Below are 20,333 nucleotides of genomic sequence, written 5' to 3'. Positions count from 1 at the left end.
CGCCCGACCACGCGAGCGCGGCCAAGCCGATCACATAGACGGCGGCACAGTGGTAGACATCGGTGATGTCCATCCAGAGCCTCCGCCAGGCCTTTCGCTATCGCGTGGCCCGACATCTCCTCATCGGCCCGTTCCTGTTCGTCTGGGGACGCCCGAAAGTGACTGGGCAGCAAAATGTCCCGCGTACCGGTCCGGTGATCCTCGCCGCCAACCACCTGGCCATCTCCGACTCGTTCTATGTCGTGCAATCGGCCCGGCGACCGGTGATGTTCCTCGCGAAGTCCGACTATTTCACCCAGCCGGGACTGCGCGGCAAGTTCAAGAAGGTCTTCTTCTCGGGCATGGGACAGATTCCGGTCGACCGGGCCGGCGGCGCGAAGGCGTCCCCCGCGATCGACGCCGCGACCGGGATCGTCGACGGCGGCGGCGCCTGGGGCATCCACCCCGAGGGCACCCGGTCGCCGGATGGCCGGATGTATCGCGGCAAGACCGGCGTGGTGCGGGTCGCGGTGGCCACCGGCACCCCGATCATCCCGATCGCACTCTCGGGCACCGACAACCGCACCATCAAGAACTTCTGGAAGCGCCGGGTGACGGTCGACATCCTGCCGGCGCTCGACCTGAGTCATGTCCACGCCGGCAATGAGCAGGAGATTCGCGAGGCCACCGACACGTTGATGACCCGGATCAGGGAGCGCACCGGCCAGGAATACGTCGACGTCTACGCCAAGCCCGGGAGCGCCGGAAAGTAGCGACGAGGCGTGGCGGCCCGGGGCCGGAGTGCGGCGCGGGCAGTTCTCCCCATTGAGCCGACCCTCGTGGCATTGTTTGACTGAATAGTCACCAAAACCGGGCAGTCCCCCGCCCGAGCCCACCGAGCCCAGGAGAGACTGTGACGTCCAACCCGCCGGACCCGAATCAGCCGCAACCCGACGAGAACGCCGCCGGCGATCCCGCGCCGAATCCGGCCGCCGACTTCAGCCCCGCGCCCGAATACGGCCAGACGCCGCCGCCGTACCCGCAGGCCGGTCAGGCACCGACCTACGGTGCGCAGCCGCCGGCGTACGGCGAGCAGCCACCGGCCTATGGACAGCCCGCCGCCGGCCAGCCCACCGGGGGTCAACCGGGCTACCCCGGCTACGGCCAGCAGACGCCGGGTCAACCGGGATACGGCCAGCCGGGCTACGGGCAACAGGGCTATGGCCAACAGAATTACGGCCAACAGGATTATGGCCAGGCCGGATTCGGCCAATCCCCGTATGGCCAGACGCAACCGGGCTATCCCGGCGCGCCCGCGCAGGCCGGCTACGCGCCCGCGATGGGCGGCGGCGGAGACACCCGCACCATCGCCAACGGCCGCGTCGTATCGCTGACATCGTTCGGCGCCCGGGTCGGCGCCTACATTCTCGACGCGGTGATCTGCTGGTTCATGCTGGCCGTCTTCTTCGGCGCCGGTTTCGGCGTGATGTTCGGAACCGCCGACTACACCGGCAGATACGAGCCATGCACCCGGTCGGACGGCTCGTACGCGTCCTGCGAGATCGTCCACTTCAACCCCGGCGCGGTCGCCGCCGGCATCGTGCTGCTGGTGATCGGCGCCGTCCTGCCGATCCTCTATCAGTGGCTGATGGTGGCGAAGACCGGATCGACGATCGGCAAGAAGGCCGTCGGCGCCACGATCGTCGACGAAGCCACCGGCGGGCCGGTGACCTCGGGACGGGCGCTCGGCCGGGCGCTGATGTTCGTCGTGCCGCTCGACGCGATCAGCCCGTTCTTCGATTCGAACTACCGGCAGGGCTGGCACGACAAGGTCGCGAAAACACTTGTCGTCGAACGGTCGTCGCTGGGCGGCTGATCGCCTGGCAGCAGCGGGTCAGGGCACCGGCCGGGTCACGGCGATCGACCAGCTGGCCGGTGCCACCCGCTGACCGCCCGTCACCGCGGGCGCCCCGGATAGCCCCGGCGCGATCGGCAGACACGGAATGGTCCACTGTCGTGTCTTGTCGATCGCGTTGAGCACGATGCTGACCGTGCGGGGCGACGCCACGATCGAGAGATGGTCGGAGTGATCGGCCGGGCAGCTGTCCTGCAGAACGATATTCGTCGTGTCCGGCCCGGGGACGAATCCGTCGTCATACGGTTCCACGATGCCGTCGTAGCGGGTCATCACGTTCACGTAGCGCACGCCGGCCACGTACGGCGTTCCGCCGGAATTGATCTCGTTCATGAATTCCGACCCGTACTGCTCCTGATTACATTCCGGGTACGGCCACAGTCGACCGATGCCGAGCGCCTGCATGAAGGCCAGAGCCGAGTTGCAAGCGCTGCTGTCCTGCCCCTTCCAGTACGGCGCCAACGAGACGTAGGTGTCCACGAATCGCGCGCCGCCAAGGTATTTCACGTAGTACTCGGGCATCAGCGTGCCCTCGGAGTGACCGACGATATCGACCTTCTCGGCACCGGTGGCGGCCAGCACGCGGGCCACGAAGGTTTTCAATTGCTCCGCACTGCTGCGCATATCGATCAGCCCGCCCAGTCCGCTGATCGGCCACGGCGTGCCCGGCTGGGCCCCGTAGGTCAGCGCGAAGACGCAGAAGCCGGCATTGTGCAGAGCCGGGACCATTGTCGCCCAATTGGTCTGGCGGTTGCCGCCGGTGCCGTGCACCAGCACCACCGGGTTCGGATGAGCCGCCGACGGACGGCACTGCCAGTCGTTCGACCCCGGGAGCGAACCACCCGGATTCGCCAGCTCGGCGCGGGCTCCGACGAAGAAGTCATAGGGAACGGGCAGCTGTCCGCCCGACGTCACCGGCGTGGCTCCGGCGGTCGCCGGTACCAGCAACATCGCCCCGAGCAACCCGAATACCGCCATCGCAATGCGGGGTATCAGGCGCTGATTACTCACCTCAAGAATGGTGGCACAGACGCGCAGGAACATCCTGAGAACTCGCCGGGTCCAACGCATTAAGGATCGCCCGGCCTGCGTAGCGACTGTCCAACCTGTCGGCTCGGCGGCGAATAGATCCACCACGACTGTTGCGCCTCAACGTATCGGGCGATGACTACTCAACCGAAGAACGGTGGCACATACAGGCACGGAACATCCTCAGAGCTCGCCGGATCGAGCGCATTGAGCACCAGCCGTGCCGCGCGCGGTGAACCGGCGATACCGAGATGATCGGAATAGTCCTTCGTGCAATCGGTTTGCACGACGATGTTGGTGACCGCGTCGTCGGGTCCAGGCTCGACCTGACCGCTGGTGTAGGGCACGACGAACTCGTCGTGTCGCGTGGAGATGTTCGTGTATTCGATTCCCGGCACGTACGGACCCGACTCGATGACACCCGGCGCACGTTCGACCGGCGCATTCATCTGCGTGATGAAATTCGAGCCCGCCGCCATCTGCGCCGCGGACTGGCACGGGATCACGTCCATCGGATTGACCCCGAGCCGAATATCCAGCCGCCGCCAGACGTCGACCCCGAAGGCGGTCGTCCCGTTCCACAACGGCGCCAACGAGATGTACTTGCGGATCTTCGGCGCGCCACCGAGGAATCGGGCGTAGTAGTTGGGCATCAACGTGCCCTGCGAATGGCCCACGACGTCGACCTGCTCGGCGCCGGTCGACTCCAGCACCCGATCGATGAAGCGTCCGAACTCGGCGGCGCTGTCTTCCATCGGAGCCATTCCGCCGATCGCCGAGATGGGCCACCGGCTGCCCGGGATCGCCCCGTAGGTCAGAGAGAAGACCGAGTAACCGGCGTTGGCCAGCAGCGGAACATAGGTGCCCCAATTGGTTTGCGCTCCCCCGCCGGTGCCGTGCGCCAGCACGACCGGCACCGGATGCTCGGCAGACGGACGCACGCCCCAGCGATTCGATCCCGGCAGCGATCCGCCCGGATGCCTGATCTCCGGCCCGATGCCGGAGAAGAAGTTGTACGACACCTGCATCGCGGCCGGCGGCGCGTCCTTCGGGGGTGCGGTCGCCCGCATCGGGACCGACTCGACGGCCTGGCTCACCAATCGGGCGACGTTCAGCGGCGCGGCGATGGCATCGCCCAGCAGCCTTCGCACCGATAGGGCGCTGCGGGCAGAGCTCTCGTCCGCTGCGGGATCCTGCCGGTCGCTCACCGTGACAGTTATACAGACGTTCGTCCGGGAAGTGGTTGACTGTCAGGCATGCGAGCTGCGAAATGGCGCCCCGGCATGGGTCTGGTCGTGCTGGTGCTGTCGGTGATCACCGTAGTTTCGGTCGGCGCCATGATGTACGCCGGGTACGACGACCACCCGGACTACACGGGCGGACAGATCCGGGGTTATGACAAGCAGCCGGACGTGAAGTGGACCGCGGATCTGGGCAGCCTGCAACCGCAGGTCGGCGCCGATGTCAGCGTCATCGATTCCGTCGGCTCGACGTGGCTGGTGCGCAGCAGCATCAACCAGGACAACGTGTTCGCCACGCTCGATTCCAGCTCGGGCAAGCGCTCCGCAGCGCCCGCCATCGATGCAGGATTCGGTCAGTGCGCCATCGCCGACAGCGGCGTCATCGGCTGCTCCGTCCAGTCGCCGCTCGACAACCGCCCGGACGGCTTCTACAGCACGCAGGACGGCGGGAGCCTCGGGCCGCGTCACGACGCGCCCGTCGCCACCGAGGTGGCCGCGCAGGGCGACGACTTCCTCCTCGCGAACAACATCGAGAATTCCGTCACCCGCATCACTCCCGACGGAAAGACCGTGTGGCAGCGGGAGTTCGACTCGGCGCCGGCGCTGACCACGACGGACGGTTCCATCATCGTGCAGACCGCGAGCGCCCGCACCTACCTGATCGACCCGACGAACGGCCATGAGCAGTACAGCTGCGCCAGCTGTACTGCGACTGCCTACGCGGACGGAATCGCGGTGCAGCAGAACGGGAATCACCGAGCCGTCGATTTCTATCGGCTGAACGGCTCTCACGTGACCACCGCCGACCGGCAGGAACTGCTGCACGGCCCGTCGTCACTGCCGGTCGTCACCGCGGCCTCCGGAACCGGCGAGTTGCCCCCGGTCCAGGGCACTTTCGTGGCCTACGACCCCTCGCGCAAGACGGCGCTGTGGAAGGCGACCAATCCGCAGCTGTCCACGGCCGCGGCGATCACCTGCGGCGACATCGCGATGCTGCGCAAATTCGATGACTCGCGTCTGATCCTGGGGCTGCACAGCGGCAAGCAACTCGGCAAGATCATGCGCCCCGATGGGCCCGATCCGCGTCGCGACGTCCGCGGCCTGCGCTGCGTGGGCGCGAACACCTCGCGCATGGTCTTCGCCGACAGTTCGGGCCTGCTGACCGCCTTCGATACGCACACCGGCCACGTCGCCTGGGAGACCCCGGATGAGCTGGGCGGCACCCCGGCGATCGTCGACGGCTATCTCACGATCGTCGCGAACGGGGTGCTCAGCGTCCTGGCACCCAGCTGATATCGCGCTACTGCGGCCGCAGGAACGCCGCCAGCGCGGCCGCGTACATGCCGACGTCATCGGCGCCCATCATCTCCCGGGCGCTGTGCATCGCGAGCTGCGGAGCCCCGACGTCGACCGTGGTGAGCCCGGTGCGGGTGGCCGTGATGGGGCCGATCGTCGAGCCGCAGGGCAGATCGGCGCGGTGCACGTAGCGCTGCAACGGAACTCCGGCCTGCTCGGCGGCCAGGGCGAACAACCCCTCGCCGTCGGCATCGGACGCGTAGCGCAGGTTCTGGTTGACCTTCAGCACCGGACCGCCGTTGACGGCGATCTGATGCGCCGGCTCGTGCCGGTCGGGATAATTCGGATGCGTGGCATGCGCCATGTCGCCCGACGCGCAGGCGCTGCCGGCCATCGCTTGCAGGTAGTCGTCACGAGAACCCCCGCGCGCCAGGATGATTCGTTCCAGCACGGTCGACAGGAAGTTCGACGCCGCGCCCCGATCCGACCCGCTGCCGACCTCTTCGTGATCGAAGAGCGCCAGCAACGGCACGTACCGCTGGTCACCCAGGGCGGCGATGAAGGCATTCAGTCCGGCGTAGCAGGTGCCCTGGTTGTCCAGTCGCGGCGCGCTGATCAGGTCGCTGTCGATGCCGACCACCCGGCTCGGGGTCAGGTCGTGCGTCATCAGCTCCCAGCCGACGATCCGGCGGGGATCGACCTCTGCACTCGCGGCCACCAGCTCGAACAGCGTGGGGCCGGGGCCGACCCCGATGATGGCGTTGAGGTGACGCTGCGGATCGAGCGAGACGCCCTTGCGGTCCTCGGACAGGTGGATCGCCAGCTGCGGCACTCGCAGGATCGGCGCCTGAATGTGGATCAGCTTGTGCTGCAGCGACTTCCCATCACTGATCGCGATACGGCCGGACAGCCCGAGATCGCGGTCGAGCCAGGAGTTCAACCACGCCCCGCCGTACGGTTCGAGGGCGACCATCCGCAGATCGCCGACCCGCCCGTTGGGGTGCTGCTTGACCCGAAGATTGGGACTATCGGTGTGGCCGCCGACCACTCGGAAGGCCCCGCTGGCGTTCGAGTCGTCCCACGCGATGATCGATCCGCCGCGGATCACATACCGTCGACCGCCGGCCGACCACGGTTGGGTCTCATCGAGTGGAGTGAACCCGTTGTCCGCCAACACCTTCGCCACGCTTTCGCAGACGTGGAACGGCGACGGCGAGGCGTCGACGAAGGAACAGAGCCCGTCAGCAGTAGCAGCGGTATTCATGGGCCAACCCTAGCGGCCTAGGCGGGAGTGAGGATGGCGTCCAGTGCTGAATAGAAGAGCCCGAGGCCGTCGTCGGACGGTCCGGTGAGGGGCTCGGTGGCGTGCTCCGGGTGCGGCATCAGGCCGACGACCCGGCCGTTGTCGCTGGAGATGCCGGCGATCGAACGCATCGACCCATTCGGGTTGTCGCCGGCGTACCGGAAGACCACCCGGCCCTCGCCTTCGAGCTCGTCGAGGGTGTGTTCGTCAGCGACATAGCGGCCCTCGCCCGACTTCAGGGGGATCAGGATCTCCGCGCCCTCGTCATAGCGGGTGCTCCACGCCGAACCGGCGTTCTCGACGCGCAGCCACTGGTCGCGGCAGATGAAGTGCAGCCCCTCGTTACGGGTCAGCGCGCCCGGCAGCAGTCCGGCCTCGCACAGCACCTGGAATCCGTTGCAGATCCCCAGAACCGGCATGCCCTTCGCCGCGGCTGCGACGACCTCACCCATCACCGGGGCGAATCGCGCGATGGCGCCGGCCCGCAGATAGTCGCCGTAGCTGAACCCGCCCGGGACGACAACGGCGTCAACGCCTTTGAGGTCGGCGTCGCCATGCCAGAGATCAACCGCCTCGGCCCCGGCCAACCGGACCGCGCGGGACGCGTCGACATCGTCGAGGGTCCCCGGGAAGGTGATGACTCCGATACGGGCGCTCATCACTGAACCCGGGTGACCGTGAAGTCTTCGATGACGGTGTTCGCCAGCAGCTCCGATGCGATGCGCTGCAGCGAATCGTCGTCGACGCTGCCGTCGACCTCGAGCTCGAAACGCTTGCCCTGACGGACATCGCTGACCCCGCCGAAGCCGAGACGGCCCAGTGCTCCGACGATCGCCTGGCCCTGCGGGTCCAGGATCTCGGCCTTGGGCATGATGTCGACCACTACTCGCGCCACGCGTCCTCCTCTGGCTGGTTGCAGGCCAGACTTTACCGGTCGATCAGGCGGCGGCGATGACCGGCTTGGCGGTGAACCCGCGGTAGGTCGCCGGGGTGGCGCCGTGATGAACGGCCAGGTCGATGCCGTTGAGAAGGGCTCGGCGGACGAGCGGCGTCGACAGGTGCTTGGCGGCCACCGACAGCCGCACCACCCCGCCGCGACGAGCGACCCGGTTCGTGTTCATCACCACCATCCGGCACCACCAGGCCTCGTCCGGAAATCCGTCGCCGAACCCGAGGACGCGGGCGCGGACGGCCGTGCCGGCGGCCAGGTTCTGCATCGAGGTGAAGCCCAGGTTCGCGCGGAAGCCGGTGGGTAGCAGTGCCTGCACGGCTCCCGGCGAGGCGCTCCAGCGCGGCGCCGCGAAGATCCGGGTGCGCAGACCGGTCTGCTCGAGCACCCGGTCGGCGGCGGTGAGCCGCAGCCGCGCCTCATGGGCGTCGATCACCGCGAACTCGGCCCGACGGCGTTTGGTGGGCGCCTGGTCGTAACCGTGCAGCACGATCGCATCGTCGCCGGCCCGGCGCTCGCGCAGCCAGTCGACCGTCGGACGGTCGTCGGCGAGGCGATATCCGTGTTTGAGCCGCGGCGACACCAGCAGCGACACCGGGATCTCCCGCCGATCCAGGTCGGCGACGAACTCCTGGGCGCGCTGCAGCGTCTCGGCTCGGATGCCCGACACGGAGACGATCAGCTGTCCTGTCATGACGCCAGTGTGGGCCGCCGAGATGTGACGTCGATGTCGTCCAGGTGGACGTCACCCCAACTCTGCAGGATCAGCCAGCGCCAAACAACCTGATCGGCGATCAGGTGGACGACCCAGCAAGGCCGAAGGAGGTCGGTAATCGCGGAGCTATGCCGACCGACTGAGAACGCCGCTGGGCGTTCACCTGGCGCCGATCAGAGCGCGGCCTCGATGGCGGTGACAACTTCCGGCGCGTCCGGCTCGGTGCGCGGGCGGAACCGGCCGACCACCGTGCCGTCCCGGCCGACCAGGAACTTCTCGAAGTTCCACTGAATATCGCCGGCCTCGCCGTCTGCGTCGGCGGCCTTGGTGAGCTCGGCATACAGCGGGTGCCGGTCGTCGCCGTTGACGTCGGTCTTAGCCATCAGCGGGAAGGTGACGCCGTAGTTCGTCGAGCAGAAGGTGGCGATCTCCTCCGCGGTTCCCGGCTCCTGCCCCATGAACTGGTTGCACGGCACGCCCACGACCGTCAGGCCGCGGTCGCGATAGTCCTCGGCGAGCTTCTCCAGACCGGTGTACTGCGGGGTCAGACCGCATTTGCTGGCCACATTGACCACCAGGATCGGGCCGTCGAAGGCGGCCAGCGAGGTGTCTTCACCGGCCAGGGTCTGCAGGGGGATGTTCTTGATTGCCGTCATGTTCCGAGGCTATCGGACGACCACCGACCCGAGGCGACCCAGATCACACCTATGCGGCCCGGTGCTGAGCATCACCAAAATTTGCGTTTGTATTAATAGTTGCGTTGGCGTTACTATTGCGTTCGTGTCATCTACCACTGCACGCTCAACCAGTGCGCCGACGAGCGGATCACCCTCCATCGCCGACGTCGCCGACGCGATCCACGATTTCGTGTCCCGGCTGGTGAACGATGCCAATTCGAACTCGGTCGACCACAGCTTCATGAACTCCGATCTCGGATTCAGCCACTTCAAGTCGCTGCTCGTGCTGCGGGCCAAGGGCACGCTGTCGGTCAATGAGCTCGCCGAGTCGCTGTCGCTGTCGGTGGCCGCGACTGGTCGGGCCGTCGACAAACTGGTGCAGCTCGGCCTGGTCGATCGACGCGAGGACACGGCTGACCGACGGGTCAAGCGCGTGTCCCTCACCGGCGAAGCGGAAAAAGAACTCGCTTCCTGGATGGGCGCCAAGGAAGATCGTGTGCGCGACTTCGTCGGCAGCCTGCCGGATCCCTTACGGGACCGGTTCTTCAACGTTCTCACCGAGGTCATCAACGGCGACTACCTCGGTCCGGCCGACCCCGCCATGACGGCGATCAGGTCCACCCCGAACACCGCAACCCCGAAAGGCACACCATGACCGCCCCAACCGTTGCGCCCCTCGACAGGCGCACGTACATGGTTGCGTTCGCCGTCGTGCTCGGCGCGATCATGTCGATCCTCGACACCACCGTGGTGTCGGTGGCGCAGAACGAATTCGCGAAAGCATTCGACGTCACCAATCCGTCCACGGTCGCGTGGACCGCCACCGGCTACACCCTCGCCCTCGCCGCGGTGATCCCGATCTCCGCCTGGGCCGCAAACCGTTTCGGCACCAAACGCGTCTACATGGCGTCGATGCTGTTCTTCGTCATCGGCTCGGTGCTGTGTGCCCTGGCCTGGAACATCGGATCGCTCGTCGCGTTCCGCATGCTGCAGGGTCTCGGCGGCGGCATGCTGATGCCGGTCGGCATGATGATCCTCACCCGCGCCGCCGGCCCGGGTCGAATGGGCTCGCTGATGGCCGTGCTCGGCATCCCGATGCTGCTCGGCCCGATCCTCGGCCCGATCCTCGGCGGCGTGCTCATCGAGTACCTGTCCTGGCACTGGATCTTCCTGATCAACGTTCCGATCGCGGTGGTTGCACTGGCGTATGCGTACTTCGTGCTCCCCAGCGACAACGAACGCGTCAAGGCACCCTTCGACTTCGTCGGACTGCTGCTGCTCTCACCGGGTCTCGCGATCTTCCTGTACGGCGTCTCGTCCAGCAATGACAAGGGCACCTTCATGGATGCCAAGGTCCTCGGCTGCATGGCCGTCGGCGTCGTGCTGGTCGCGGGCTTCATCTGGCGCTCGCTGAGTGCCAAGACCCCGCTGCTGGATCTGCACCTGCTGCGCAACCCGAAGCTGGCCTGGTCGGTGGTCTGCATGGTCACCTTCATGATCGCCTTCTTCGGCGCCATGCTGCTCTACCCGCAGTACTTCATCGGTGTGCGCGGCGAATCGACCGTCATGGCCGGACTGCTCGTCGCCCCACAGGGTTTGGGCGCCATGCTGACGATGCCGGTCGCCGGTCGCATGACCGACAAGATCGGCCCCGGAAAGTTCGTGCTGACCGGCATCGGCCTGATCACGATCGGCCTCGGCGGCTTCATCTGGGTCGGCGCCGACACGTCGTACTGGCTCCTGTGCGGCCTGCTGTTCGTCCAGGGTCTCGGTATGGGTATGACGATGATGCCGATCATGTCGGCCGCGCTCTCCACCCTGAAGCCGATCGAGGTGCCGCACGGTTCGACGCTGATGAACGTCGTCCAGCAGGTCTCCGGATCGATCGGTACCGCGATCATCACCGTCATCCTCACCAGCGCGATGAAGAGCCGCGGCGTGCACGAAGTGTCGATGGCCCACAGCTCTTCTGCCGCATCGGCATTCGGCATCGCGTTCACCGTGTCCGCTGTGCTGGTGCTGGTCACCTGGATCCCGGCCTGGTTCCTGCCCCGGACCAAGCCCGCGGCCGCCGACTCCGACCAGGATGTCGACGCCCCGCAACCGGTGTTGATGCACTAAGCCCCAAACGCATTCCCAACACCTGCGGACGCCCGCGACACCTGACCGGTGTCGCGGGCGTCGTCAGTTTTCAGGCCGAAGGCTAGACCGCGCCGGTCTGACGCAGAATCCAGGCGTTCTCGAACGCCACCTCGCGCCAGACCGCGTATCGGCCGCTGGGTCCGCCATGGCCGGAAGTCATGTCCGTCTTCAGGAGGATCGGCGCATCACCGGTCGACAGCTCCTGCAGTCGCGCAACCCATTTGGCCGGCTCGACATACAGCACCCGAGTGTCGTTGTAACCGGTCATCGCCAGGATCGCCGGATAGTTCTTCGCCTCGACGTTCTCGTACGGCGAATACGACTTCATGTACTGGTAGACCTCTTTGTCGGCCAGCGGGTTTCCCCACTCGTCCCACTCGATGACGGTGAGCGGCAGTGACGGATCCAGGATCGAGGTCAGCGGGTCGACGAACGGGACATCGCAGGCGATGCCGTTGAACAGCTCGGGCGCCAGATTCGCGACGGCGCCCATCAACAGCCCGCCGGCGCTGCCGCCGAGCGCCACCATCTGCCCCGGCGACGTGCGCCCGATGTTGACCAGATGCCTTCCGGCGGCGACGAAGTCGGTGAAGGTGTTCTTCTTCGTCAGGGTCTTGCCGTTCTCGTACCAGGCACGGCCCATCTCACCACCGCCGCGCACGTGCGCGATCACGAACACGACGCCGCGATCGAGCATCGACAGCCGGGAGATCGAGAACGCCGGATCGAGGCAGGACTCGTACGAGCCGTAGCCGTACAGCAGCAGCGGCGACCGTCCGGTCAACCCCTTGCGATGAACGATCGACAGCGGAATCCGGGTGCCGTCGTCGGCGACCGCCCAGTCCCGGTGCTGCTCATAGTTGTTCGCATCGAAGTCGCCCAGCACCGGTGCCCGCTTGAGCAGCGTCCGCTCGCCGGTCGCGACGTCGAGTTCGAAGATCTCGCTCGGCTCGACGAAGCTGCCATAGCCCAGGCGCAGCCGTGGAGCGTTCCACTCCGGATTCCCCGACGCCGCAACCGAATACAGCTCGCTATCGAATTCCAGCTGCTCGAATGTCGGCACGCCGTGGCCCAGCCGCGCGACCGCGACCTGGGTGAGCGCATCCTTGCGGTACCCGAGCACCAGATGCTCGGCGAACGCGCTGATGCCGTCGAGCCGGACCTGCGGATCGTGCGGCACCAGCACCCGCCGATCGCCCAGATCGTCGGCCGCGACATCGATCAGCTCGAAATTCTCGGCGCCGTCGTTGTGCAGGATGAGGAATCGGTCGGCGCCGTCGATCACCGCATGCTCGATGCCGTACTCGACCCCTTCGCGCCGCGGCCAGATCATGCGGAACTCGCCCGTCGGATCGGACGAGTCCAGCACCTGATATTCCGAGGTGATCTTGGAGCCCACCGACAGCACCAGGTAGCGCTTGCTGCGCGTGCTCCCGATGCCGACCCAGTACTTCTCGTCCGGCTCGTGATACACCTGCACGTCGGCCGACCGCTCGGTCCCGAGCTCGTGCCGCCAGACGGTGTCCGGCCGCCAGGCGTCGTCGACGGTCTCGTAGAAGACGAACCGGCCATCGTTCGACCAGACCGCCCCGGCGGCAACCTTCTCGATCACATCCGGCAGCAGCTCGCCGGTCCGGAGATCCTTGAACCGCAACGTGTATCGCTCGTCGCCCACGGTGTCGACGGCATATGCCAGGAGGTTGCCATCGTCGCTGACCGACGCCGCACCGAGGCTGAAGAAATCGTGACCTTCCGCTTCGGCATTGCTGTCGAGCATCACCTGCTCGCCGGGGAGCGACACCCCGGGTTCGACGGTCGGCGGCGTCCAGTCGTCGATCGTGGTGGCCGCGACCCGACAGCTCAGCGGATACGGCTTGCCCTCGATGGTGCGCACGAAGTACCAGTAGTCGCCGCGCCGGATCGGCACCGACATGTCGGTCTCCTGAGTGCGCGACTTGATCTCGTCGAACAGCGTCTCGCGCAGCTCGGCGAGGTCGGCGGTCTGCGCCTCGGTGTAGGCGTTCTGCCCTTCGAGGTACGCGACCACCTCCGGATTCTCCTTGTCGCGCAACCATTCGTACGGATCGATCACGGTGTCGCCGTGATGGGTGCGCGCCGTCGGCGTCTTCTTCGCGACCGGCGCGGTCACGGGCTGGTCGGTCGATTCTGTTGTTTCCGTCATGCTGCTGCCCCTGGCCAGTCGGCGAATGAGAGTCCTGAAATACGTTCGTAGGCTTCGATGTATCTGTCGCGGGTGCGCGCGACGACCTCGTCCGGTAAGTCCGGCGGCGGAGTGTCCGACGCCCGGTCCCAACCTGACTCCGGCGAGGTCAGCCAGTTGCGCACGATCTGCTTGTCGAAGCTCGGCTGTACGACGCCCGGACGGTAGCCCCCGGCGTCCCAGTAGCGCGAGCTGTCCGGGGTCAGCACCTCGTCGGCGAGCACCAGCTGGTCGCCGTCGAGGCCGAACTCGAACTTCGTGTCCGCCAGCAGGATCCCCCGCTGCGCGGCCAGGTCCGCACCCCGCGTGTAGATGTCGAGCGTGGCATCGCGCAAGCGCACGGCCAGCTCCTCGCCGACCGTGGCGACAACCGCCTCGAAGCTGACATTCTCGTCATGGTCGCCCAGCTCGGCCTTGGTCGCCGGGGTGAAGATCGTCTCCGGCAGCTTGTCCGCCTCGCCGAGGCCGCCCGGCAGCTCGATCCCGCAGACGGCACCGGTGCGCTGGTAGTCGGCCAGGCCCGATCCGGTCAGATAACCGCGCGCAACACATTCCACGGGCACCATGTTCAGCCGGCGCACGACCAGTGCCCGGCCCAGCACGGACTCCGGGATCCGCTCATCGGTGGCGGTGCCCGCCAGGTGGTTCGGCACGTCGAGCGCGTCGAAGAAGAAGACGCTCATCGCGGTGAGGATCCGGCCCTTGTCCGGGATCGGCGTCGACAGGATGTGGTCGTAGGCGGAAATCCGATCGGATGCCACGAACAGCAGGGTGTCGTCGTCGATGGCGTAGAGGTCGCGAACCTTGCCGGTGGCCACGTGCCTATAGGAGGAGAGGTCAGGACGCATGGGCCAACCCTATCGGCAGGCGAACCGGCCGCTCGCAGCACTCAAAGCAAAGAGCCCGGCAGCGGAATCGCTTCCGCCGCCGGGCTCCTTCAGTAGCTGTCAGCTAGCGCCGATCAGACACCCAGGCCCGGAGCCAGGGTCGAGTACCAGGCGCTGTGCAGGTTCGGCTGCCAGTAGGTCCACCAGTGCACACCCTGCGGCGTGACGTTGCTGGTCACGATGGCACCCGCAGCCCGAGCCGCGGCGATGTACATGTTGCTGGACAGGCCGGCGGCGGTCTCCAGCGGCACCTGCTGCACGAACTGCACCGGGTTGAAGCCCGGGCTGAACGGGTTGTCGGCGGCGCTGGTCGGCACACCGGTACCGGCCGACACGTACACGCGGTGGCCGCGCAGGGCACCGACCTGGAGCAGCGGATCGTTCTGGAACCATGCCGGCGACGGGTAGAGGCCCCACATGTTGAGCGGGTTACCGCCCTTCTTGGCGACAGCGGCCGCGATTCCGGCCGCGTACGGCGGCAGGCTCACGGTCGGGTAGCCCGAGAACGACGCCACGGTGTTGTAGAAGTTCGGGTGACGCGACGCGAGGTCGAGTGCCGAGGTGCCGGACATCGACAGGCCGGCAATGCCGTTGCGGTTGCTGCCCAGGCCGTGCTGGTTCAGCCACGCCGGCAGCTCGACGGTCAGGAAGGTCTCCCACTGGTTGACGCCCAGCGTCGGATCAGTGGCCTGCCAGTTGGTGTAGAACGATCCGGCACCGCCGAACGGCATGATGATGTTCACGCGCTTGCCGGCGAAGAAGCTGCGGATGTCGGTGTTGATCAACCAGCCGTTGCCATTGTTCGGCGCATCCAGGCCGTCCAGCATGTACAGATTCGGCGCGCCTGCGCCGCCGCCGCCGAAGATGTCGACCGGAATGCTCCGGTGCATCGCGGGCGAGTAGACCATCTGCACGCCGCTCGGGGTGGCGCTGGCCGTCGGGGTGACGACGGTGGCGGTGCTGACTGCAGCTGCGACCGCTACCGCGCCGACCGCGATGCGAGTCCACGCTCGTTTTCTCAACGACATGTTCGTAATCGTCCTCAGGTGTCTAGTTCCGGGCTGGTTGAGTCCGAGGGCACGCACAATGACGCACTACCCCCCTACATTCCCTGCGGAGACTATCAGCGATACCGAACCGTTATCGAGTCCGACAGCGATTCTGGCTAGCGGCTTGCTAACGCTTGCTGAGCGTTTGCTGTGAGCCTCTTACCGAATTCGCAGGTGACCGACCGGGGCCAGACCACTCGCACCGGCAAACCGGGCGCCGCATTCCGCATCGAAGAAGAATAGTGGTCTGCGTCACAGTGTGACGGGAGTTCGGTTCAGAGAATGGCGGCGGGCGTGTACTTCGCGGCGTCCGGATACCGGCCGACCAGGTCCTCGACCGCCGCGATGACATCGGCCGTCTGCCACTCGGCAGCGCCGATGAAGGCCGTCTTGTCGGCCAGCGCCGCCGTCAGCTGATCCGCGTCCAGCGGAAGCCGGTCGTCGGCCGCCAGCCGGGCGATCAGGTCGGGCTCGCGGCCCTCCTCGCGCATCGCCAGCGCGACCGCCACCGCATGCTCCTTGATGACCTCGTGCGCGGTCTCGCGGCCCACACCGGCCCGCACCGCGGCCATCAGCACCTTGGTGGTCGCCAGGAACGGCAGGTAGCGGTCCAGCTCCTTGGCGATGACCGCCGGGTAGGCCCCGAACTCGGCCAGGACCGTCAGGAAGGTCTCGAACAGTCCGTCGATCGCGAAGAACGCGTCCGGCAGAGCGACCCGGCGCACCACCGAACAGAAGACGTCGCCCTCGTTCCACTGGGCGCCGGCGAGCTCGGCCGCCATCGAGCCGTAGCCGCGCAGGATCACCTGCAGGCCGTTGACCCGCTCGCAGCTGCGGGTGTTCATCTTGTGCGGCATCGCCGAGCTGCCCACCTGGCCGGGCTGGAAACCCTCGGTGACCAGCTCATGCCCGGCCATCAGCCGGATCGTGTGGGCCAGCGACGACGGACCCGCCGCCACCTGGACGAGCGCCGAGACGACGTCGTGGTCGAGCGAGCGCGGGTAGATCTGCCCGACCGAGGTCAGAGCATTGGCGAAGCCCAGATGCGCGGCGATCTTGTCTTCCAGCGTCGCCAGTCGGCTCGCGTCGCCGCCGAGCAGATCGAGCATGTCCTGGCTGGTGCCCATCGGGCCCTTGATCCCGCGCAGCGGATAGCGGTCGATCAGTTCCTCGAGCCGGGTCAGTGCCACGAGCAGTTCATTTGCGGCCGTGGCGAATCGCTTGCCGAGCGTCGTCGCCTGCGCGGCCACGTTATGGCTGCGGCCGGCCATCACCACCGATGAGTACTGGGCCGCGCGATCGGCCAGCCGCGCCGCCACCGCGACGCCACGCCCGTGGACGTGCTTGAGTGACAACAGGATCTGCAGCTGCTCGACGTTCTCGGTGAGATCGCGGCTCGTCATCCCCTTGTGGATGTCTTCGTGGCCGGCGAGGGCGTTGAACTCCTCGATCCGCGCCTTCACATCGTGGCGGGTGACCCGCTCGCGGTCGGCGATCGATACGAGATCGACTGTGTCGACGGCATTCTCGTAGTCGGCGATCGCCTCCTCCGAGATGTCGACGCCGAGTTCGCGCTGGGCGCGCATGACCGCGATCCACAGCTGCCGTTCCAGCCGGATCTTGTGCTCGGCCGACCAGAGGGTGGCCAGGTCGGCGGAGGCGTAGCGGTTGGCCAGGACGTTGGCGATGCGCGGCTTAGTCACGGTGTCCATTATCGCTGCTGAACGCCCGGCACCGTTAGTCGGTGGTCAGCCGGTGGCGGGGGCCAGCTGGTCGACCACGCCGGTCAACGCCCCGCGTGCGACGTCGGCGACATTGACCGACGAGTCCGCGAGCGCGCCGACGACCGCGCCGTCCTCGACCGCGATCAGCTGCGCTATCCGCTCGGAATCGCTTGTTCGGCAGGACTTTTCCAAGACCTCCAGATGCAATTCATACAGCGCGCGGCGATGCGCCGACATCACCGGATGCAGGCGCGGATGGCGGGCCGACAGCACCACCGTCTCGACGCGCGAGGTGAGCTCGTCGTGCGAGGTGGAAGTGCCGACGAACACATCGGCCAGAGCCTCCGCGGTCGCCTCGCTGCCCCGCCGTCGCCGGGTCAGCAGTTCGCAGCGCTCACGGATCGCCACCTCGTCGTTGCGACAGGCATCGGCGACGGCCTCCACGACCAGGTCTTCCAGGGAGGCGAAGTAATAGGTGGTCGACGCCAGCGGCAGCCCCGCCCGATCGGCCACCGCGCGGTGTCGCACCGCGTCGTAGCCGCCTTCCAGCAGCAACTCACGCGCCGCCGCGATCAACCGCGCACGACGGCGTTCCCCCTTCGGGGTGGCTGCCGATGTCATTCGCCATATGCTGCCAAAACCCGCGTTCTACCGGGCAGTTTTGCAAAATCTCCGACGCCGGTGGTTAGCGTTCCTACGAGCTCGCGGATGACTGGCGTCGACGTGCGAAAACCGGACGCAGTCGTTCTATCGCCGCCTCGATGTCGGCGGGGGCGCCGGCGAAGCTGAACCGGGCGGTACGGCCGCCCGACACGGCATCGAAGTCGGCGCCGGGTGCAATGGCGACACCGGTCTCGGCCAGGACCTCCGAACACCAGGTGATCGAATCGTCCGTGAGGTGGCCGATGTCGGCGTACACGTAGAAGGCCCCGTCCGGCGGCGCCATCTCGGTGACTCCGAGCGAGGTCAGGCCATCGAGCATGATCTGCCGATTGCGCGCGTAGTGGGTGACGTGCTGATCCAGTTCGGCACGGGCGGCATCGGAGAACGCCGCTATCGCCGCGTACTGCGAGAGCGCGGGCGGGCAGATCGTCATGTTCGCGGTCAGCCGCTCCACCGGTCGCCGCAGCGCGTCGGGCAGCAGCATCCAGCCCAGCCGCCAGCCGGTCATCGCGAAGTACTTCGACACCGACCCCATGACCACCGATTCGGTGGAGTACTGCCAGCTGCAGGCGGTCGGGCGGCCGAAGCTGATGCCGTGATAGATCTCGTCGGAGATCAGCAGCGTGCCGTTCGCCTCGCACCAGCGCGCGAGTTCGGCGAGCTCTTCCGGAGCCAGGATGGTCCCGGTCGGGTTGGCCGGGCTGGCGACGATCAGGCCCTTCGGCGGCTCGTCGAGCGCCTCCAGCATCGCGACGGTCGGCTGGTAGCGGGTCTCCGGTCCGCAGTCGACCTCGATGACCCGACAGCCCAACGCCTCCAAGGTGTTTCGATACGCCGGGTAGCCGGGCCGCGCCAGCACGACCGAGTCGCCGGCATCGAACGCCGCGAGGAAGACCAACGTGAAGGCGCCGGACGAACCGGTGGTGATCGCGACGGCGCCCGGGTCGACCGCGACGCCGTAGGTGCGCTCGTAGTGCTGCGCGATCGTCTCGCGCAGCGGCACGATGCCCATCGACTCGGTGTAGCCGAGCCGCTCGGTATCCAGCGCCGCGTGCGCCGCCTCGAGAACTGCGTTGGGTGCCGATTCGCTCGGCTGACCGGCCGCGAGATTCAGCGCATCGCCATGGCTGGCCTGGCGCTCGGCCGACATGCGCAGGACGTCCATCACGTAGAACATGTCGACGTCCGATCGTGTCGACACCGGCCCCCGACCGCTCATCAGATCGCGATCCGCCCCTCGGCCGCGGCGAGGCCGATATCCGAACGGTGATGTCCACCAGGAAGTTTCACGCCGTCGAGGATCGTGTAGGCGGCCTCGCGCGCGGTCGCCAGATCGGCGCCCGTGCCCACCACCGCCAGCACCCGGCCACCGCTCGACACGACCTGCCCGTTGTCGTCCAGCTTCGTACCGGCATGCAGGACACCGGGGGTATCGGCGCCGGTGATGGCGTCGCCGGTGCGCGGCGTGCCCGGGTAGTTCTCGGCTGCCAGCACCACGGTGACCGCGCTGCCGTCGGCCCACTGCAGCGGCGGCAGGTCGGCGAGCGTGCCGCGCGCCACCGCTCCCAGCACCTCGCCGAGCGGCGACTGCAGCAGCGTCAGCACCGCCTGGGTCTCGGGATCACCGAAGCGGCAATTGAATTCGACGACGGCCGGACCCTCGGCGTCGATCGCCAGGCCGGCGTACAGCAGTCCACTGAACGGGGTGCCGCGCCGGGCCAGCTCGGCCGCGACCGGAGCCACCACCTCGTCGACGATGCGGTCGACCATGCCGTCGGGCAGCCACGGCAGCGGCGTGTAGGCGCCCATGCCGCCGGTGTTCGGACCGGCGTCGCCGTCACCGACCCGCTTGTGGTCCTGCGCCGGCAGCAGCGGCACGACGGTGGCGCCGTCGACCAGGGCGAACAGCGATACCTCGGGTCCACTGAGGAACGACTCGAGCACCACCGGATGCCCCGACTCCAGCAGGTCGGCGGCGTGCGCCCGCGCGACACTGCGGTCCGCGGACACGACGACGCCCTTGCCGGCCGCCAGCCCGTCGTCCTTGACCACCCACGTCGGGCCGAACCGGTCGAGCGCGGCGTCCAGGTCGGCGGGGCTGTCGACTACCTCGCTGCGCGCGGTCCGCACGCCGGCTGCGGCCATCACATCCTTGGCGAAAGCCTTGGAGCCCTCGATCTTCGAGGCTTCCGCGCTCGGGCCGAAGACCGCGATCCCCGCCTCGCGAAGCGCATCCGCCACGCCCAGCACCAACGGCACCTCGGGCCCGATGACGACCAGGTCGACGCCCAGCTCCTTGGCCAGCGCGACGACCGCCTCGCGCGAGGCGGCGTCGACAGTGTGGTTGCGGGCGATCGCGGCGGTGCCGGCATTGCCGGGTGCCGCATGCAGCTCGGTGACTGCAGGGTCGCGGCTCAGCCCCAACAGAATCGCGTGTTCGCGGCCGCCCGATCCGATGACTAGTACTCGCACAGGGCAAACCCTAGTTCGTTGATCGGACGGCCGCGAACAGGCCTTATCCGGGCTGCCCCGACGAGGCGGCC

Annotated in this window: 19 protein-coding genes; 5 read left to right on the top strand and 14 right to left on the bottom strand. The window is 67.4% G+C overall.

Features of this window, described 5'->3' with window-relative positions; translation table 11 throughout:
* Positions 1 to 65 precede the first annotated feature (65 nt).
* Together G341_RS0106335 and G341_RS22955 are read left to right on the top strand one after the other, a co-directional pair.
* Positions 66 to 752: a lysophospholipid acyltransferase family protein gene (locus G341_RS0106335; RefSeq protein ID WP_018178272.1), complete on the top strand. Its 687-nt coding sequence runs from the start codon at positions 66 to 68 to the stop codon at positions 750 to 752.
* A 140-nt stretch (positions 753 to 892) separates the two neighbouring features.
* Positions 893 to 1,855, top strand: coding sequence for an RDD family protein (locus tag G341_RS22955; protein ID WP_018178271.1), 963 nt, complete (start codon positions 893 to 895; stop codon positions 1,853 to 1,855).
* An 18-nt stretch (positions 1,856 to 1,873) separates the two neighbouring features.
* Here the strand turns inward: G341_RS22955 and G341_RS21225 are convergent, their stop codons facing one another.
* Entirely contained in the window at positions 1,874 to 2,872 is a 999-nt protein-coding gene (locus G341_RS21225) for an esterase/lipase family protein (protein WP_018178270.1), read from the bottom strand.
* A gap of 194 nt (positions 2,873 to 3,066) precedes the next feature.
* The gene (locus G341_RS0106320; protein WP_018178269.1) at positions 3,067 to 4,131 is read right to left on the bottom strand and encodes an alpha/beta fold hydrolase; all 1,065 of its coding nucleotides are present in this window, start codon (positions 4,129 to 4,131) and stop codon (positions 3,067 to 3,069) included.
* A gap of 48 nt (positions 4,132 to 4,179) precedes the next feature.
* Between G341_RS0106320 and G341_RS0106315 the strand changes: the two genes are divergently transcribed.
* Positions 4,180 to 5,457: a PQQ-binding-like beta-propeller repeat protein gene (locus tag G341_RS0106315; protein WP_155826813.1), complete on the top strand. Its 1,278-nt coding sequence runs from the start codon at positions 4,180 to 4,182 to the stop codon at positions 5,455 to 5,457.
* A 7-nt stretch (positions 5,458 to 5,464) separates the two neighbouring features.
* Here G341_RS0106315 and G341_RS0106310 read toward each other — a convergent pair whose 3' ends face one another.
* The 5 genes from G341_RS0106310 to G341_RS0106290 all read right to left on the bottom strand — a co-directional run bounded on the left by G341_RS0106310 (position 5,465) and on the right by G341_RS0106290 (position 9,083).
* Positions 5,465 to 6,724 (bottom strand): M18 family aminopeptidase, encoded by a 1,260-nt coding sequence (locus G341_RS0106310; RefSeq protein WP_026303318.1) that lies wholly within the window; start codon positions 6,722 to 6,724, stop codon positions 5,465 to 5,467.
* A gap of 17 nt (positions 6,725 to 6,741) precedes the next feature.
* Positions 6,742 to 7,422, bottom strand: a complete 681-nt coding sequence (gene purQ / locus G341_RS0106305) for a phosphoribosylformylglycinamidine synthase subunit PurQ (RefSeq protein ID WP_018178266.1) — start codon at positions 7,420 to 7,422, stop codon at positions 6,742 to 6,744.
* Entirely contained in the window at positions 7,422 to 7,658 is a 237-nt protein-coding gene (gene purS / locus G341_RS0106300; protein WP_018178265.1) for a phosphoribosylformylglycinamidine synthase subunit PurS, read from the bottom strand. Before purS ends, purQ begins: the two co-directional genes overlap by 1 nt.
* A 43-nt stretch (positions 7,659 to 7,701) precedes the next feature.
* Positions 7,702 to 8,406: a DUF2334 domain-containing protein gene (locus G341_RS0106295; protein WP_018178264.1), complete on the bottom strand. Its 705-nt coding sequence runs from the start codon at positions 8,404 to 8,406 to the stop codon at positions 7,702 to 7,704.
* Between the two features lie 194 nt (positions 8,407 to 8,600).
* Positions 8,601 to 9,083 (bottom strand): glutathione peroxidase, encoded by a 483-nt coding sequence (locus G341_RS0106290; protein ID WP_018178263.1) that lies wholly within the window; start codon positions 9,081 to 9,083, stop codon positions 8,601 to 8,603.
* A 124-nt stretch (positions 9,084 to 9,207) separates the two neighbouring features.
* Between G341_RS0106290 and G341_RS21220 the strand changes: the two genes are divergently transcribed.
* Positions 9,208 to 9,759 carry a MarR family winged helix-turn-helix transcriptional regulator gene (locus G341_RS21220; RefSeq protein ID WP_018178262.1) on the top strand — a complete coding sequence of 184 codons (552 nt, stop codon included), beginning with the start codon at positions 9,208 to 9,210 and terminating at the stop codon, positions 9,757 to 9,759.
* Positions 9,756 to 11,225 carry a DHA2 family efflux MFS transporter permease subunit gene (locus tag G341_RS0106280; RefSeq protein ID WP_026303317.1) on the top strand — a complete coding sequence of 490 codons (1,470 nt, stop codon included), beginning with the start codon at positions 9,756 to 9,758 and terminating at the stop codon, positions 11,223 to 11,225. The genes G341_RS21220 and G341_RS0106280 overlap by 4 nt, the downstream gene beginning before the upstream one ends.
* 82 nt (positions 11,226 to 11,307) lie before the next feature.
* Here the strand turns inward: G341_RS0106280 and G341_RS0106275 are convergent, their stop codons facing one another.
* From G341_RS0106275 to purD, 7 genes are all read right to left on the bottom strand, one after another.
* Positions 11,308 to 13,428: a S9 family peptidase gene (locus G341_RS0106275; protein WP_026303316.1), complete on the bottom strand. Its 2,121-nt coding sequence runs from the start codon at positions 13,426 to 13,428 to the stop codon at positions 11,308 to 11,310.
* Positions 13,425 to 14,315 carry a phosphoribosylaminoimidazolesuccinocarboxamide synthase gene (locus G341_RS0106270; RefSeq protein WP_026303315.1) on the bottom strand — a complete coding sequence of 297 codons (891 nt, stop codon included), beginning with the start codon at positions 14,313 to 14,315 and terminating at the stop codon, positions 13,425 to 13,427. Before G341_RS0106270 ends, G341_RS0106275 begins: the two co-directional genes overlap by 4 nt.
* Positions 14,316 to 14,428: 113 nt before the next feature.
* On the bottom strand, positions 14,429 to 15,382 hold the full coding sequence (locus G341_RS0106265; RefSeq protein WP_018178258.1) for an alpha/beta hydrolase: 954 nt from the start codon (positions 15,380 to 15,382) through the stop codon (positions 14,429 to 14,431).
* 296 nt (positions 15,383 to 15,678) lie between these two features.
* The gene (purB, locus tag G341_RS0106260) at positions 15,679 to 17,106 is read right to left on the bottom strand and encodes an adenylosuccinate lyase (RefSeq protein WP_026303313.1); all 1,428 of its coding nucleotides are present in this window, start codon (positions 17,104 to 17,106) and stop codon (positions 15,679 to 15,681) included.
* Between the two features lie 45 nt (positions 17,107 to 17,151).
* Positions 17,152 to 17,748: a TetR/AcrR family transcriptional regulator gene (locus tag G341_RS0106255; RefSeq protein ID WP_081622448.1), complete on the bottom strand. Its 597-nt coding sequence runs from the start codon at positions 17,746 to 17,748 to the stop codon at positions 17,152 to 17,154.
* Positions 17,749 to 17,821: 73 nt separating this feature from the next.
* The gene (locus G341_RS0106250) at positions 17,822 to 19,009 is read right to left on the bottom strand and encodes an aminotransferase class I/II-fold pyridoxal phosphate-dependent enzyme (protein WP_018178255.1); all 1,188 of its coding nucleotides are present in this window, start codon (positions 19,007 to 19,009) and stop codon (positions 17,822 to 17,824) included.
* Positions 19,009 to 20,262, bottom strand: a complete 1,254-nt coding sequence (purD, locus tag G341_RS0106245) for a phosphoribosylamine--glycine ligase (RefSeq protein WP_018178254.1) — start codon at positions 20,260 to 20,262, stop codon at positions 19,009 to 19,011. The genes G341_RS0106250 and purD overlap by 1 nt, the downstream gene beginning before the upstream one ends.
* Positions 20,263 to 20,333 lie beyond the last annotated feature (71 nt).

Origin of the sequence: Jongsikchunia kroppenstedtii DSM 45133, assembly GCF_000380485.1 — a bacterium.
In the GTDB taxonomy this organism is placed as follows: domain Bacteria; phylum Actinomycetota; class Actinomycetes; order Mycobacteriales; family Mycobacteriaceae; genus Jongsikchunia; species Jongsikchunia kroppenstedtii.
Note: the sequence above shows the minus strand (reverse complement) of the source record. Positions and strands in the feature narration are given on the sequence as shown.